The sequence below is a fragment of the Stenotrophomonas sp. AN71 genome, assembly GCF_050435725.1.
Taxonomy (GTDB): domain Bacteria; phylum Pseudomonadota; class Gammaproteobacteria; order Xanthomonadales; family Xanthomonadaceae; genus Stenotrophomonas.
Window position 1 is genome coordinate 403,482 of sequence record NZ_JBNDKU010000003.1, and the last position, 16,086, is coordinate 419,567.

The 16,086-nt window shown below is 68.5% G+C and carries 12 protein-coding genes; 9 read left to right on the top strand and 3 right to left on the bottom strand.

The window, feature by feature from the left end; translation table 11 throughout:
* Positions 1-23: 23 nt before the first annotated feature.
* A complete protein-coding gene (locus tag ABH900_RS07770; protein ID WP_429622305.1) occupies positions 24-1,589 on the top strand; it encodes a hypothetical protein in 1,566 nt (521 codons plus the stop codon).
* Here ABH900_RS07770 and ABH900_RS07775 read toward each other — a convergent pair.
* Positions 1,586-3,685, bottom strand: coding sequence for a glycosyltransferase (locus ABH900_RS07775; protein WP_429622306.1), 2,100 nt, complete (start codon positions 3,683-3,685; stop codon positions 1,586-1,588). The two genes, ABH900_RS07770 and ABH900_RS07775, sit on opposite strands and share 4 nt — an antisense overlap.
* A gap of 96 nt (positions 3,686-3,781) precedes the next feature.
* On the opposite strand from ABH900_RS07775, the gene mrcB reads away from it, so the two are divergent.
* The 4 genes from mrcB to tsaB all read left to right on the top strand — a co-directional run bounded on the left by mrcB (position 3,782) and on the right by tsaB (position 10,117).
* A complete protein-coding gene (gene mrcB, locus ABH900_RS07780) occupies positions 3,782-6,223 on the top strand; it encodes a penicillin-binding protein 1B (protein ID WP_429622307.1) in 2,442 nt (813 codons plus the stop codon).
* Positions 6,220-6,756 (top strand): hypothetical protein, encoded by a 537-nt coding sequence (locus ABH900_RS07785; RefSeq protein ID WP_429622308.1) that lies wholly within the window; start codon positions 6,220-6,222, stop codon positions 6,754-6,756. Before mrcB ends, ABH900_RS07785 begins: the two co-directional genes overlap by 4 nt.
* A 589-nt stretch (positions 6,757-7,345) precedes the next feature.
* The gene (locus tag ABH900_RS07790; protein ID WP_429622309.1) at positions 7,346-9,394 is read left to right on the top strand and encodes an ATP-dependent DNA helicase; all 2,049 of its coding nucleotides are present in this window, start codon (positions 7,346-7,348) and stop codon (positions 9,392-9,394) included.
* A 9-nt stretch (positions 9,395-9,403) separates the two neighbouring features.
* A complete protein-coding gene (gene tsaB, locus ABH900_RS07795; protein WP_429622310.1) occupies positions 9,404-10,117 on the top strand; it encodes a tRNA (adenosine(37)-N6)-threonylcarbamoyltransferase complex dimerization subunit type 1 TsaB in 714 nt (237 codons plus the stop codon).
* A 500-nt stretch (positions 10,118-10,617) separates the two neighbouring features.
* Here the strand turns inward: tsaB and ABH900_RS07800 are convergent, their stop codons facing one another.
* Together ABH900_RS07800 and gshB are read right to left on the bottom strand one after the other, a co-directional pair.
* Entirely contained in the window at positions 10,618-11,502 is an 885-nt protein-coding gene (locus tag ABH900_RS07800) for a TonB family protein (RefSeq protein WP_429622311.1), read from the bottom strand.
* Positions 11,502-12,449, bottom strand: coding sequence for a glutathione synthase (gene gshB / locus ABH900_RS07805; RefSeq protein ID WP_429622312.1), 948 nt, complete (start codon positions 12,447-12,449; stop codon positions 11,502-11,504). Before gshB ends, ABH900_RS07800 begins: the two co-directional genes overlap by 1 nt.
* 240 nt (positions 12,450-12,689) lie before the next feature.
* Between gshB and pilG the strand changes: the two genes are divergently transcribed.
* The 4 genes from pilG to ABH900_RS07825 are packed head-to-tail and all read left to right on the top strand — an operon-like array spanning position 12,690 to position 16,080.
* Complete coding sequence (gene pilG / locus ABH900_RS07810) at positions 12,690-13,091, top strand: twitching motility response regulator PilG (RefSeq protein WP_005418455.1); 402 nt, start codon at positions 12,690-12,692, stop codon at positions 13,089-13,091.
* A gap of 18 nt (positions 13,092-13,109) precedes the next feature.
* A complete protein-coding gene (locus tag ABH900_RS07815) occupies positions 13,110-13,472 on the top strand; it encodes a response regulator (RefSeq protein WP_005410717.1) in 363 nt (120 codons plus the stop codon).
* On the top strand, positions 13,472-14,002 hold the full coding sequence (locus ABH900_RS07820) for a chemotaxis protein CheW (RefSeq protein WP_429622313.1): 531 nt from the start codon (positions 13,472-13,474) through the stop codon (positions 14,000-14,002). The genes ABH900_RS07815 and ABH900_RS07820 overlap by 1 nt, the downstream gene beginning before the upstream one ends.
* Before the next feature lie 41 nt (positions 14,003-14,043).
* A complete protein-coding gene (locus ABH900_RS07825; RefSeq protein WP_429622314.1) occupies positions 14,044-16,080 on the top strand; it encodes a methyl-accepting chemotaxis protein in 2,037 nt (678 codons plus the stop codon).
* Positions 16,081-16,086 lie beyond the last annotated feature (6 nt).

Here is a 16,086-nt window from a genome sequence, read left to right on the forward strand (position 1 = left end):
GCTGACCCGGCTACCCTGCACGCATGGAACGCGAGCCTCCGCATCGCCCGCATGGCGCTGAACATCCGGCGCTGGACCGCGTCCGCCGCGAGGGCCGTTGGTGGTGGCTGCAGGCGCGCCATGCGCGTCGGATCTGGCGCTGGGCGCTGGTGGTAGCACTGGCAGTGTTCGTGCTGCTGGTGCTGCTGCGCAAGCCATTGGCCGACTGGTTCTGGGATGAGCCGCAGATCGAGCAGTTGCTGGCCGAAGGTGATCGCGCGCTGGCCAGCGGGCGCCTGAGCGAAACCGATGGCGGCGGCGCGCGCGAGCGCTACCAGGCGGTGCTGGCGTTGGATGGTGATCGCCTGCAGGCCCGCCAGGGGCTGGCCCGTACCGGTGCGGCCGCACTGCAGCAGGCGCGTGACCGGCTGCAGGCCAATGACCTTGATGGCAGCGCGCAGGCACTGGCGTTGGCGCGGGAACTGCAGGTGCCGCAGGCCGAGGCCGACAGCGTGTCGCGCCAGCTGCAGGCGCGCCGCAGTACCGGTGCCGGCATCGGCGCCCTGCTGGCGCAGGCGCGCAACGCGTTTGCTGCCGGGCGCCTTGATGACGGCGACAGCAGTGCGTTGCCGCTGTTCCAGCGCATCCTGTCCCTGCAGCCGGACAATCTGCCGGCCCTGGAAGGGCGCGAGGATGCCCTGAGCGATCTGTTGCAGCAGGCACGCACGTTGGCAGGACGCGGCGAGCTGGCCGCCGCCGCCGTGATGCTGCAACGCGCCCGCCAGTTCGATGCAGGGCATGCCGATCTGCCGGCCAGCCAGGAAGCACTGGCACAGGCCGTCGATCAGCGGTTGCGGCAGGCGCAGCGTGCGCTGCAGCGGCAGCAGCTGGAAGCGGCGGCAACCGGATTCCAGGCAGTACTGGCCGTGGCCGCCGATGATCCCAGCGCCCAGCGTGGCCGCGAGCAGACGCTGCGGTCGGTGGTGTCACGCAGCCAGACCCTGGCCGACGATTTCCAGTTCGAAGCAGCACAACGCGATGCGGCACTGGCCGCGCAGCTGGGGGCTTCGCAGGCAACTCGGCAGCAGCTGGCGCAGCGCCTGCAACGCGCACAGCAGGCGCAACAGGCCTTGCAGCAACCGGCAGTGGGCAATGCGCAACGCGAACGGCAGCTGCGTGAACACCTGCGCAGGATTGAACGCGCCGAGCGTGCCGGGCAATGGATCAGCCCACCGGGGCACAATGCATTCGATGCGCTGCGCGAAGCGCAGTCGCTGGCGCCTCGCGACACACGGGTGAAAGCGGCCGCTGCACGCCTGCTGCCAGCCAGCCGTCGTTGCTTCGACGACAACCTGCGACAGAACCGCGTGCAGGCGGCAGGTGCCTGCCTGCAGGCCTGGCAGACGTTGTCGCCGACGGCAGTGGGCCTGCCTTCGGCTCGTCTGCGGCTGGCCCAGCGCTGGCTGGCGATCGGCAGTGAGCGGCTGGGCAATGGCGATCTGGCCTTTGCCGCCCATGCCGCCGAACAGGCCCGGTTGCTGCAACCGGACCTGGCCGAGCTGCCGGCGTTCGAAGAGCGTCTTCGCCGCGCCGGCGGACGCGCGGATTAGGCGAAGAACACCCGTTGTACGGTCGTGCGGGCGGCATCGAGCGAGAAGTGCTCGGCGACATTGGCCAGGCCGGCGTCGGACAGCTGCTGCCACAGCTGCGGGTCCTGGTACAGGCGGACCACCGCATCGGCGAAGCCTGCGGCGTCGTCGGCCACCAGCACGTCCTGGCCCGGGTGCAGGTGCATGCCCTCCACGGCGCAGGTGGTGCCGACCACCGGCTGGCCATGGGCCATGCTCAGGTTGATCTTGCCTTTTACTCCGGCGCCGAACCGCAGCGGTGCGATGGCGATGCGCGCGCCATCCATGTAGGGCGTGATGTCTTCCACGAACCCGTGCATCTGCACACCGGGCTGGCGCGCGGCCAGTGCCAGCAGCGATTCCGGCGCAGCGGCGCCGATGCAGTGCAGGCGTACCTCCGGCAGCCGGGCGCGGATGCTGGCGAACACCTCGCCGATGAACCACTCCATGCCGTCCAGGTTCGGCGGATGGCGGAAACCACCGACGAACACCAGGTCGTGGCGCTCGGCGAAGGTCGCGCCGGCACCGGCCACCTCGTGCAGGTTGGAGATCAGTTCCACCCGCACGCGCGGTGCGTCAGCACGCAGTTGTTCGCGCTCGGCTGCACTGACCAGCACGGTGACATCGCACTGCTCCATCACCGCCAGTTCGCTGCTGCGGGTGCGTTCGGCAGCGCGCAGCAGGGTGGCATCGCCGGCGACTTCGGCACCGCGTCGTTCGCGCAGGTAGTGCAGGTCGACCGTGTCGAACACGGTGCGCGCCTGTGGCGCATAGCGCTTGAGCAGCGGCAGGCACTCATGGGCGACGTGGTGGCGCACCAGCATCGCCACGTCGAAACGCGACCCATGGTTGCGCAGCCAGCCGGCCACGCCGTCAAGGAACGGTGCGTACCAGACCTCCACGCCCATCCGCTGCAGTGCTTCGGTCGCCGCACCGGCATGTTCGCGCCGGGTAGGTACGAACACCACGTGCGCACCGCCCTGGAGCAGCAGGCGGATCAGATTGACCTGGCGCAACGATCCAGAGTCGCGATCCGGCTGCGGCACTTCCTCGTCCAGGATCAGCACCTGGCGGCGGCCGCGCAGCAGCAACGCCGGCGACGGCACCTCGCCGACCGCCGGATGGCGGGCCAGTTCAGCCGCCCACTTGGCAGCGAAGATGGCCTGGTTGCGCACCTGGTAGGCCTTCACCCCGCTGCCGGTGTCGGTACCGTTGCTGGTGCCTTCATCGTGGATCACCCGGCTGGCCGGCTGCACCAGCACGCGCAGCCCCTGCGCGCGCACGCGGAAGGCCAGGTCGGTGTCTTCGTAGTACGCCGGCTTGTAGCGCGTATCAAAGCCGCCCAGCTGCTGCCAGAGCGCTCGGGGCAGCATCAGCGCCGCACCGGAGCAGTAATCGACATCGCGCAGGCTGGCAAAGCGGGGGTCGTCGGCGGCCTCGAAGCGGCCGTAGCTCCAGCCGCTGCCGTTGGCGAAGATCACCCCGCCCGATTCCTGCAGGCGGCCATCCGGGTACAGCAGCTGGCTGCCGACCAGGCCCGCGCCGGGCACATGGCCGAAGGTATCCAGCAGGGCATCCAGCCAGCCCGGCTGCGGCACCGTATCGTTGTTGAGCAACACCACGTAGCGCCCGCGCGCCCGCGCCACGCCATCGTTGCAGGCTTCGATGAAGCCGCCGTTGTGTTCGCGCACCTCGTAGCGCAGCCCGGCCACCTGCGGCATCCACTGCACGGTGGCGTCGCTGCTGCCGTCATCCACCACCAGGATCTCGCACGCGGCGGCCGGCGGGTGTGCGGCCAGGGCACGCAGGCAGGCCAGGGTGTGGTCGGCGTGGTTGTAGACCGGGATGACGATGCTCACCTCCGGCGATTCGCTGAACGGCACCGTAAAGGGAGCGAACGCCTGTGCCGGTGGCAGGAACAGCGGCGTGCGCGGGGCGGGGACGGCGCGTTGCGTGTGGACGCGGATGCGCTGCCACGTGGCCCGCCAGCCGCGGGTACGCAGGCTGGCCAGGCTCCGGCGGGCCAGGCCCGACAGGCGGTTGATCAGGTATCGGATCTCGGCCAGGGACATCGCCATCCGGTTGCAACTCCAGCTTAAGCAGGGGAACCCGGGAGAATTCGCCAGCCGCAGCGGCTGGGGTAGACTCGCCAGACCCTACATTCTCGCATTCCCGTGCCCCGACGCTACGATTCCGACGACATCGACGATTCCGACGACGACGACCAGCAGGACAACGGCCCGCTGTGGCGACGCCGGCTGATCACCTGGAGCATGGCTGCGGTCGCGTTGGGATTGGGTTTCCTGATCCCCTATACGCTGTACCTGAACCAACAGGTGACCCAGCGTTTCGGTGAGCTGCGCTGGCAGATCCCGACGCGTGTGTATGCGCGCCCGCTGGTGCTGACCCCCGGCAAGGCGATGGACGCGTCCACGCTGAAGACCGAATTGGCCGCCTCCGCCTACCGTGATGACGGCCAGGGCAAGGAGCCGGCCACCTACGCGGTGAGCGGTGGGCGCTTCGTCATCTCCAGCCGAGGCTTCAACGATGTCGACGGCCGGGTGGCCCCGCGCCGGCTGGAGCTGTCGCTGGCCGACGGTGGTGTGGCCTCGCTGCGCGACGCCGACAACCGCAAGGCGTTGAAGGCCGCGCGGCTCGACCCGGCGCGCATCGCTACCCTGTACGGTCAAAAGCAGGAAGAACGCCGCCTGATCCGCATGGACGAGGCGCCGGACCTGCTGGTGACCGGCCTGCAGGCGGTGGAAGACAAGGATTTCAACCGCCACCACGGCATCGATCTGTCCGGCATCGCGCGCGCGGTGTGGGTGACGATCCGTTCAGGTGGGCAGAGCCGCCAGGGTGCCTCCACGCTGACCCAGCAGCTGGCCCGCAGCGGCCTGCTCGGCATCGGCAAGGAACAGACGGTTACCCGCAAATTCAATGAAGTGCTGTACGCGCTGATCATGGAAGCGCGCTACGACAAGCGCACCATCTTCGAGGCCTACCTCAACCAGGTGTACCTGGGCCAGCGTGGCAGCCAGGCGATCCATGGCATGTCCTCCGGCGCCGAGTTCTGGTTTGGCCGTGATCTGCAATCGCTGGAGACCGAGCAGATCGCGCTGCTGATCGGCCTGGTCAAGGGGCCCTCCTTCTACGATCCGCGGCGCAACCCGGAGCGCGCGCTGGACCGCCGCAACTTCGTGCTGGGCAAGCTGCATGAGGCCACGCTGATCGATGACGCCGAGTACCAGCGGGCGCTGAAGGCACCGCTGGGCGTGCCGAAGACGCCGGGCCTGGTGGCCGCCAATCGCTTCCCGGCCTACGTCGACCTGGTCCGCCGCCAGCTCGGCCACGACTATCCGGAATCGGCACTGCAGGGGGCTGGGCTGAGCGTGATGACCGGCATGTCGCCGTCCGCACAGGCCTATGCCGAAGGCGCGGTGACCCGCACCATCAAGTCGCTGGAGAGCAAGCGTCGCCCCGAGCTGCAGGCCGGCATGGTGCTGACCGATGTGCACAACGGTGACGTGCTGGCGGTGATCGGCAGCCGTGAGGTCTCCGAGGTCGGCTTCAATCGCGCCATCGAGGCACAGCGCCCGGTCGGCTCGCTGCTCAAGCCGTTCGTGTACCTGCTGGCGCTGGCGCAGCCGGACCGTTACTCGCTGGCCAGCTGGGTCGACGATTCGCCGGTGACGGTGCAGCTCGGCCGCGGCCGCAACTGGAACCCGGGCAACGCGGACAACCGCAGCCATGGCACGGTGCGCCTGATCGACGCGCTGGCGCATTCCTACAACCAGGCCACAGTGCGCGTGGGCATGCAGGTCGGCCCCGAGCGCGTGACCCAGCTGATCCATGTGCTGGCCGGCATCAAGGCCGAACCGAACCCGGCGGTGATCCTCGGCTCGACCGACCAGAGCCCGTACGCGATGGCGCAGCTGTACCAGTTCCTCGCGTCGGGCGGCGAGATCCAGCCGCTGCACGCGGTGCGTGGCGTGCTCGATCCGCAGGGCAAGCTGCTCAAGCGTTACGACAAGACCCCGGCACCGGCACAGGAGGGCGACTCGATTGCCGCCAACCTGATCAGTGTCGGCCTGCAGCAGGTGGTCGCCAGCGGTACCGCGCAGCGGCTCAATGCCGATGGCCTGGGCCGTCTGCAGCCGGCCGGCAAGACCGGTACCACCAACGATGGCCGCGACAGCTGGTATGCCGGCTACACCGGCGACCATCTGGCGGTGATCTGGATCGGCAACGACCAGAACGAGCAGGCCGGTCTGTATGGCGCCACCGGCGCGATGCGGGTGTGGTCGGGCATCTTCCAGCGCCTGCCGAGTGCGCCGCTGCGGGTCAGCAACAAGGGCCTGGACTGGCAGTCGGTAGCGCCCACCGGCCTCAACAGCACCGACGAGGGTTGCCCCGGCGCGCGTCGTTTCCCGTTCGTGGTGGGCTATGCACCGGCCTATGCGCCGTGTGCACCGGCCGCGTCGCCGGATGGGCAGGGCGGGGCCGAAGGCGAGGGCGGTGGCTGGCGCAGCTGGTTCGGCCTGGACCGCAAGCAGGAAGCACCCGCCGAACCCGCTGCGGCACCTGCTGCCACCACTCCTCCTCCGAACCGATGATGCCGATGAACATGCGATCCCTGCTGCAGCCCCTGGCCCTGACCGGCCTCAGCCTGGCCCTGGCTGCCTGTGTGAGCAGCGCACCGCCGGTGATCAAGCCGGTCGATACCACCACGCCGGCGCAGCGTCTGGCCGCCGTCAATGCAGCAGCCGGCCCGGACGACAAGGAATTGTCGGTGCAGCCGCTGCGTGACTCGCAGGTGGAAGACCTGCGATTGACCGCACAGGCGCAGCGTCAAGCGAACGACCTGGCTGGCGCGGCCAGCAGCCTGGACCATGCGCTGGAGATCGTCGCTGCGGACCCGGCGGTGCTGCAGGAGCGCGCCGAACTGGCGTTGCTGCAGGGCCAATGGGCGCAGGCGGAAACGTTCGCGCGCAAAGCGGTCGACCTGGGCTCGAAGACCGGCCCGCTGTGCCGTCGGCACTGGGCGACCATCGAGCAGTCGCGCCTGGCGCGGGGCGAGAAGGAGAATGCCGTGTCGGCGCACGCGCAGCTGGAAGGGTGCACCGTGCCGGGCATCAAGCGGTACTGAGGTAGTCCACTCCATCGGGCGCTGCCCCCTCTGCGGCACGCGCTCGCACTGATGGATGCTGGTGATGGGCCGGATGGGTGGAGCGTGCAGGACACGCCGTAAACCCATCCATGGGGGCTCGTTGGCGCCATCCATGGCGCCAACGGTCCTGCACGCCCCACCCAACCGGCCCGCCATACATCGCGCGGGCCGCAGGCAAGAACAAAAAGAAGATCAAAAGCGGGTCGCGCGCTCGCCACGGGGTCGGATCCGTTTTCCGCAGGAAACGGCTCTGACCCCTTTTACTTTCTCCGTTGCATTGACTGCTTCTGAACCGCCAGTCGAGCGAGCTCGACGCTACCAGGCGCGCCCATCCGTCACCGGGAAACCGTCGAAGGCGGGGGACGGTGGGTTTGCGGGGTGTCCGCGGCATGGATGCCGCGGCCAAGCCCCCCAGGGACGGTTTTCGGCGTCCCCGCAAACCCACGGTCCGCCGCCAGCTCTCAGTACAACCCAGAGCCATGAGCAAACGCTGCTGCCGTTGCTTTTGCCTGGGCCCTGACTTGAAACGGGTGCCGGGCAGCGCCCGGCCCGGTATCCTTTCCTTCTGATGTCCGACCTTGTCCATGCCAGCCGCGGAGCCCTCAGCGAAGGCGGCGCGCTCGCCTCGCACCTGGATGCGTTCGTCCCGCGTCCGGCACAGCTGCACCTGACCGAAGCCATCGCCGACGCGCTTCAACAGCGTGACCTGTTGCTGGCCGAGGCCGGCACCGGCACCGGCAAGACCTTTGCCTATCTGGTGCCCGTGCTGCTGTCCGGGCTACGCACCATCATCTCCACCGGCACCCGCGCGCTGCAGGACCAGCTCTACCATCGCGACCTGCCACGCGTGCGCCAGGCACTCGGTGTCGGCCTGCGCAGCGCGCTGTTGAAGGGACGCGCGAACTACCTGTGCCGCTATCGCCTGCAACAAGCACGCGGCGAGCCGCGCTTTTCCAGCCCCGAACAGGCGGCGCAGTTCCAGCGCATCCTGGCCTGGTCCGGCCGCTCGGAGTTCGGTGACATCGCCGAACTGGAAGGTCTGGCCGATGATTCGCCGCTGTTGCCGATGGTCACCTCCACCGTCGACAACTGCCTGGGCACCGAGTGCCCGTTCTGGGATGACTGCTTCGTGGTGCGTGCGCGGCAACGCGCGCAGGCCGCCGATGTGGTGGTGGTCAACCATCACTTGCTGCTGGCCGATCTGGCGCTGAAACAGGATGGCTTCGGTGAGCTGCTGCCCGGGGCGCAGGCCTTCGTCATCGACGAGGCGCACCAGCTGCCGGAGCTGGCGGCGCAGTTCTTCGGCGAAGGCTTCGGCATGCGCCCGTGGCAGGAACTGGGTCGCGACTGCCTGGCCGAGGCACGCGGCGTGGGCGGCGCGCAGTCGGCCTTGCAGGAGCCGGTCGATCAGCTGCAGCAGGCGTTGCTGGCGTTGCGTTCGGCGATGGAAGGGCTGCCGCCGCGCGGAACGCAGTGGCGTGCGCTGGCGATGCCGCAGGTGCGCGATGGCTTCGACGCGGTGATGGCCGGCCTGGTGGCGCTGGAGCAGGCACTGCAGGTGCTGCGCGAAGCGGCGGCGGGCCTGGATGCCTGCCATGCGCGAGCACGCGAAGCGATCTCGCGGCTCAGCCGTTGGCTCGGCGATGATGAGCCGGTACTCGATTTCGATACCGACTCGGCCGAGACTGCCAGTGCGGCCGACGTGCTCTGGTATGAGCTGACGCCACGAGGTTTCCGCTGCCAGCGTACGCCGATGGATGTGTCCGGCCCGCTGCGCGAGCATCGTGAGCGCAGTCGCGCGGCATGGATCTTCACCTCGGCGACGCTGACCGTCGGTGGTGGCTTTGACCATATCGCCACGCGGCTGGGCCTGGATGATCCGCACACCCTGGTCCAGCCCAGCCCGTTCAACTGGCCCGAGCAGGCGCTGTGCTATCTGCCCGAAGGGCTGCCCGATCCGGCCGCACGTGGATTTGGTACCGCGCTGATCCAGAGCCTGCGGCCGGTACTGCAGGCATCGCAGGGCAGGGCATTCCTGCTGTTCGCCTCACACCGCGCATTGCGCGAGGCCGCCGAGGCATTGCGCGACGGGCCGTGGCCGTTGTTCGTGCAGGGCGAGGCACCGCGGGCGACGCTGCTGCAGCGCTTCCGGGAGTCGGGCAATGGCGTGCTGCTCGGCTCGGCCAGCTTCCGCGAGGGCGTGGATGTGGTCGGTGAGGCACTGAGCGTGGTGATGATCGACAAGCTGCCGTTCGCGGCGCCGGACGACCCGGTCTATGAGGCGCGGCTGGAGGCAATCCGCAGCCAGGGTGGCAATCCGTTCCGCGACGAGCAGCTGCCGCAGGCGGTGATCGCGCTGAAGCAGGGGGTGGGCCGCCTGATCCGCAGCGAGAGCGACCGGGGCGTGCTGGTGCTGTGCGACCCGCGCCTGCTCAACCGCGGCTATGGCAGGGTGTTCCTCGATTCGCTGCCGCCGTTCCGGCGTACCCGCAGCCTGGCCGATGTGCAGGCCTTCTTTACGCCACAATGGGCGCCCGTGACCGATGATGCCGTGCCGACCGCCTCCCCTGTGGCGGGCCCGGAGCCGGCGCCTGGTGCCACGTTCCCCCTGTTCTGACCTGATCCGATGAAACTGCTTGCCTTTGAAACCGCCACTGAAGCCTGCTCCGTTGCCCTGCATGTGGATGGGCAGGTGCTGGAACGTTTCGAGATCGCCCCTCGCCGGCATGCCGAACTGAGCCTGCCCTGGGCTGAGACGCTGCTGGCCGAGGCCGGCATCAGTCGCCGCCAGCTCGATGGCATCGCGCTCAGTCGCGGCCCTGGCGCGTTCACCGGCGTGCGCCTGGCCATTGCGCTGGCCCAGGGCATCGCGCTGGCGCTGGACCGGCCGCTGCTGCCGGTCTCGACGTTGCAGGTGCTGGCGTTGCGTGCACCGGCGGAGGAGACGCAGATCCTGTCGGCGATCGATGCGCGGATGGGCGAGTTGTACGTGGCGCGTTTCGAGCGCGTGCAGGGATTGCCGGTGGCGCGCGATGCCGAGCGCGTGTGCGTGCCCACCGCCGTGACACTGCCGGAGGGGTTGTCGGCCTATGGCGTCGGCACCGGTTTCGGTGCGGCCGAGGGCGTGCTGGTGGCACAGCTGGGCGCGAGCCTGCGTGGTTTTGACGCCACCGCATTGCCGCGTGCATCGGACGTGCTGGCACTGGCGGTACCGGCCTTTGCGCGCGGAGAAGCCATTGCACCGGAGAAGGTCGAGCCGGCCTACCTGCGTGACAACGTGGCGCTCACCCTGGTCGAGCAGCAGGCGGCGCGCGAGGCCAAGGCGAAGGCCAACGGCTGAGCCCCTCGTGGCGGGGGGCTGTAGGCAGCAGCAGAAGCCGCGCTGGGCCGGGCGGGGTGGGTTCGCGGGGGACGCCGTGAACCTGTCCATGGGGGCTTGGCCGCGGCATCCATGCCGCGGACACCCCCGCGAACCCACCCCGCCCGGCCTCTGACGGTTCCCGTGTGCGTCCGCCACGGAAAATCAAAAAAAGAAAATTCAAAGTCAAAAGCGGATCGCTTCGCTCGCATCCACGCATGGCGTGGATGTGTGTCGACCAAGGTCGACACCTACCAACAGCAAAGGTGCGCCGCGATCTGTCGGAGATGGGGCGGTGTGGGCTTGCAGGACCGTTGGCGCCATGGATGGCGCCATCGAGCCCCCATGGATGGGTTTACAGCGTGCCCTGCAAGCCCACACCGCCCCGCCAAACCCAAAGCCCAACCGCAGCTCTTGATCTTGCTGTTGCAGTTGCTTGGGCTTGCAGCGGGCCCCGGGCCGCAGGCCCGGGCAACAAAACCCTACCGGTCGTCGCGCAGTGCGCCGCCCGGCAGGAACACCCATGTACGGGTCACCTGCAGGATATCGATCGCGTCTTCGGTCTTCGGCAGCGGCGGGAACGGCTGTGCCAGCTGCACCACCCGCAGCGCGGCCTCATCCAGCAACGGCGTTCCGCTCGAACGCAGGATCCGGCTGCTCTCCACGCTGCCATCGCGGCGCACGCCCACGCTGATCACCACCTGGCCGCCGAGGCGACGCTGCCGCGCCTCGTCCGGATAATTCAGGTTGCCCACCCGCTCGGCGCGGTCGACCCAGGCGCGCAGGTAGTTGGCATAGGCATATTCGCGCGTGCTGGCCGACACGAACTTGCGGTTGGGGCGCTTGGCGTACTGCGCCGAACGCAGGTGCACCTCGGCCGCCAGCCGTGCCATCTCCGCATCACGCTGTTCGCGCGCGGTCAGCGGGGCGTCTGGTTCGGGCCGTTCCGGTGTCGGCCGAGATTGGGCCTGCGCCACCGTTTCTTCGCCATTGCGGCTGCTGACCACCCGCGCCTGCGGCGGTGGCGTCGGTGCGGCTGACTGCTGTTGCTGCGGCACCGGGCTGACCCCGGCCTGGGCCTGCGGCACGATGCCGGCCTGGTTGTCGCGCGGGCGCTGGGCGCGGTCGTGCTCGCCACCGCCTTCCTGGCTGGCGGCGGCAAGGAAGTCGGCCTGCTTCGGCGTCAGCGCGGTGCGGGTCTGGCTGAAGATCACCTCCAGCGTCGGCACCAGCGGCGCATCGCCCTTCACTGCAAAGCCCACGCCCAGGATCAGCAGGGAGTGGACCACGACCGACAGCGCGATGGTCGCCCCCAGCCGCTGCGCTTCGCGCGGCGGCGGTGGCAGTACGGCAGGTGCGGCAGCCATCAGCGCAGGCCGGCCTCGATCGCGTCGAACAGGGTGCCGGCGATGTTCAGACCGTACTGTGCGTCCAGCTCGCGCACGCAGGTCGGGCTGGTCACGTTGACCTCGGTCAGGTAATCGCCGATCACGTCCAGACCGACGAAGCGCATGCCGCGGCGCTTCATCTCCGGGCCGACCTGGGCCGCGATCCAGCGGTCGCGCTCGCTCAGCGGGCGGCCTTCGCCGCGGCCGCCGGCGGCCAGGTTGCCGCGGAACTCGTCGCCCTGCGGGATGCGCGCCAGGCAGTAGTCGACCGGCTCGCCGTCGACCAGCAGGATGCGCTTGTCACCGGCGCTGATGTCGGGAATGAACTTCTGGGCCAGCGCCAGCGTGCGGCCGCCGTTGGTCAGGGTTTCCAGGATCACGTTCAGGTTCGGGTCGCCCTGGCCGCTGCGGAAGATCGAGCGACCGCCCATGCCGTCCAGCGGCTTCAGCACGGCCTGGCCGTGCTCCAGGGCGAAGGCCTTCAGCGCCTTGGCGTCACGGCTGACCAGGGTCGGCGGGCAGCACTGCGGGAACAGCAGGGCCGCCAGCTTTTCGTTGTAGTCGCGCAGGCCCTGTGGGTTGTTGACCACGCAGGCGCCGGCAGCGGCGGCCACATCCAGAACCTGGGTGTCGTAGATGTACTCCGCGTCGACCGGCGGGTCCTTGCGCATCAGTACGATCTGGCCCGGACCGAACTCGGTACGGCTGAACGCGCCCAGCTCATACCAGCCGGCTGGATCGTCGCGCACCTGCAGCGGCGCGGTCTGGGCCACCGCCACCCCACCTTCCAGGGCCAGTCCGCCCGGGCGCACGTAGTGCAGGGCATGGCCACGGCGCTGGGCTTCCAGCAGCATGGCGAAGGTGGTGTCCTTGGCGATCTTGATGTGGGCGATGGGGTCCATCACCACGATGACGTTCAACGGCATGGGCGCACCTGTCAGGCAAGGCGTTGATGGTAGCGGCAACGCTGGTCGCGCGCCTCCCCGGCGTAGTGCAACGCAGCGTCCGCCTGGGGGCAGCGCAGTCATTGCGAACCCGGTCACGTTCAGCAGGGCGCCGCCCCCTGCGCCATGGCCCGCCCTTGAAGCGGGCGCGGAAAGTGCGATATAGATACGCTTTCGCAGCGGCTCCCGCCAGAGATTGGGCCGTGCGCTTGGGGATAGGCAATGACTGAAAACACGACTGCGGGCGGGGAGCTCGCAGGACTCCGGGTGATGGTCATCGATGATTCGAAGACCATCCGCCGGACTGCGGAAACGCTGCTCAAGCGCGAAGGCTGCGAGGTGGTCACCGCCACCGACGGCTTCGAAGCGCTTGCCAAGATCGCAGACCAGCAACCGCAGATCATCTTCGTCGACATCATGATGCCGCGTCTGGACGGGTATCAGACCTGCGCGCTGATCAAGGGTAACCAGCTGTTCAAGGCGACCCCGGTGATCATGCTGTCGTCCAAGGATGGTCTGTTCGACAAGGCGCGGGGACGCATCGTCGGCTCGGAGCAATACCTGACCAAGCCTTTCACGCGCGAAGAACTGCTGGGTGCCATCCGCACATACGTCAACGCCTGACCAGGGGGGAAAGGCACAATGGCTCGTATCGTCCTGATCGAGGATTCACCGACCGACCGCGCGGTGTTCACCCAATGGCTGCGCCGTGCCGGCCACGAGGTGCTGGAAGCGGACAACGCCGAGGATGGCCTGCAGCTGGTCCGCGACCAGGTGCCGCAGTTGGTGCTGATGGACGTGGTCCTGCCTGGCATGAGCGGCTTCCAGGCGACCCGCGCGATGGCCCGTGATGCGGCGATCAAGCATATTCCGGTGATCATCGTCAGCACCAAGGCGATGGAAACCGACAAGGCATGGGGCCTGCGCCAGGGCGCGGCCGATTACATCGTCAAGCCGCCGCGCGAGGATGAGCTGATCGCGCGGATCAACGAGCTGGTGGCCTGATGCGCTCGCCCTTCGACATTCTTGAAGCCTACGAACGGCGCAGCCTGGCCCATGCTGTGCGGCTGCCCGGGCGGCAGTTCGCCCAGGACCTGTGGCGTGGCGTGGGCTACCGCGTCGGCCAGCGTCGGCTGGTGTCCGATTTCCGCGAAGTGGTGGAAATCGTGCCGATGCCGCCGGTCACCCCTGTACCCTGCGCGCAGCCCTGGCTGCTGGGCGTTGGCAACCTGCGTGGCAACCTGTTCCCGGTGGTCGACCTGAAGTACTTCCTGGAAGGCACGCGTACCGTGCAGCAGGAAGGCCAGCGCGTGCTGATCGTGCGCCAGGCCGGTGGCGATGTCGCCCTGACCATCGATGAACTGTTCGGACAGCGCAGCTTCGAACTTGACCAGCAGATCGCGGCCGGCACGCTGGCCGAAGGGCGCTACGGCCATTTCGTTGATCGCGCTTTCCATGCCGACGGCCATGACTGGGGCGTGTTCTCGCTCTCGCTGCTGTCGCGCACCCCTGAATTCCGGCAAGCCGCGGCCTGAGGCCGGGCATCGCCCCCTGCATTGAAGATCGAGGTTGAACGATGAGTACTGCTTCGGACGCCACCAAAACCGGCAAGCTGCGGCTGGGCGGCAGCAACCTCTGGCTGTTCCTCCTGCTGGCATCGATGATCCTGTTCGGCGTCAATACCGGCGTCGCCACCTGGCAGGGCAGCCGCCTTGCAGACGCCGGCTCCAAGGCCGCCGACCTGCAGGTGCTGTCACAGCAGCTGGCCAACCAGGGTCGTGACGCGGTCGGCGGCAACGCACAGGCCTTCACCGCCTTCAAGGCCACCCGCAACGCGATCGAACAGAACGTATCGACGCTGCAGGGCCGCTATGGCAAGGAGCCGGGCGTGTCCGGCGCCATCGCCACCCTGGGCGAGACCTGGGCACCGCTGGGCAAGCAGGCCGGGCAGCTGGTCGCCAGTGAGCCGGCCGTGCTGGCCCTGGCCGGCAACGCCAACAACTTCACCGGCGCGGTGCCGGGTCTGCAGGCCCAGCTGAATGAGCTGGTGCGGGCGATGTCCGCCTCCGGCGCCCCTTCGTCGCAGGTCTACAGCGCACTGCAGCAGGTCGTGGTGGCCGGCTCGATGGCCCGCCGCGTAACCGAAATGCGTGCCGGTGGCAGCGGCGCGGCCACCTCCGGCGATGCGTTGGCGCGTGACATCACCGTGTTCTCGCAGGTGCTCGACGGCCTGCGCAACGGCAACGAGGAACTGGGCATCACCGCCGTGCGCGGTGCCGCCGCCGTGGCCGCGCTGGAGCAGTCGCAGCAGAAGTGGGAAGCGATGAAGCAGGACGCCGACGCGATCCTGGCCAGTTCGCGCCAGCTGTTCGCCGCGCAGTCGGCCGCCACCGCGCTGGGCCAGGGCTCGGTGCACATGCTGGACGACAGCCGCAAGCTGTTCGATGCGTTCTCCTCGTTCGGCTCGGTGTCCGATACCCGCCTGTTCCCGAATTTCTGGATCGGCGTGGTGTCCGGTGCGCTGTCGCTGATCGCGATCATCGGTTTTGTCTCCACCAACGTGCGCAGCCGCTCGCGCGAACAGGAACTGCGCTACCAGACCCAGGTGGAGTTCAACAGCCGCAACCAGCAGGCGATCATGCGGCTGCTGGACGAAATCTCCTCGCTCGGTGAGGGTGACCTGACGGTGAAGGCCTCGGTGACCGAGGACATGACCGGTGCCATCGCCGACGCCATCAACTACGCCGTTGATGAGCTGCGCCACCTGGTGACCACCATCAACGACACCTCGGCCAAGGTCGCCGTGTCCACCCAGGAAACCCAGGCCACGGCCATGCAGCTGGCAGAGGCGGCGGGCCACCAGGCCAACCAGATCACCTCGGCGTCGGACCGCATCGGCGAAATCGCGGCGAGCATCGAGCAGGTGTCGCGCAACTCGGCCGAGTCGGCCGACGTGGCGCAGCGTTCGGTGGTGATCGCTGCCGAGGGTGCAGGCGTGGTGCGCGAAACCATCCAGGGCATGGACCAGATCCGCGACCAGATCCAGGAAACCTCCAAGCGCATCAAGCGCCTGGGCGAGTCGTCGCAGGAAATCGGTTCGATCGTGGAACTGATCAACGACATTTCCGAGCAGACCAACATCCTGGCATTGAACGCGGCCGTACAGGCCGCCTCGGCCGGTGAAGCCGGTCGTGGTTTCGCGGTCGTGGCCGACGAAGTGCAACGCCTGGCAGAGCGTACTTCGGGCGCGACCCGACGTATCGAGAACCTGGTGCAGGCCATTCAGGCCGATACCAACGAAGCGGTCACCTCGATGGAGCAGACCACTGCCGAAGTGGTGTCCGGCGCGCGCCTGGCCGAAGACGCCGGCACCGCACTGACCGAGATCGAGCGCGTGTCCAACGCACTGAACACCCTCATCAAGAACATCTCCATTGCGGCCCAGCAGCAGTCGGCGGCGGCCTCGGACATCACCCGCACCATGGGCGTGATCCGGCAGATCACCGGCCAGACTTCGCAGGGTGCCGGTCAGACCGCCGAGTCGATCGGCCACCTCGCGCAGCTGGCGGCGGACCTGCGCCGTTCGGTCGCCGACTTCAAGCTGCCGGCGTGACGCGGG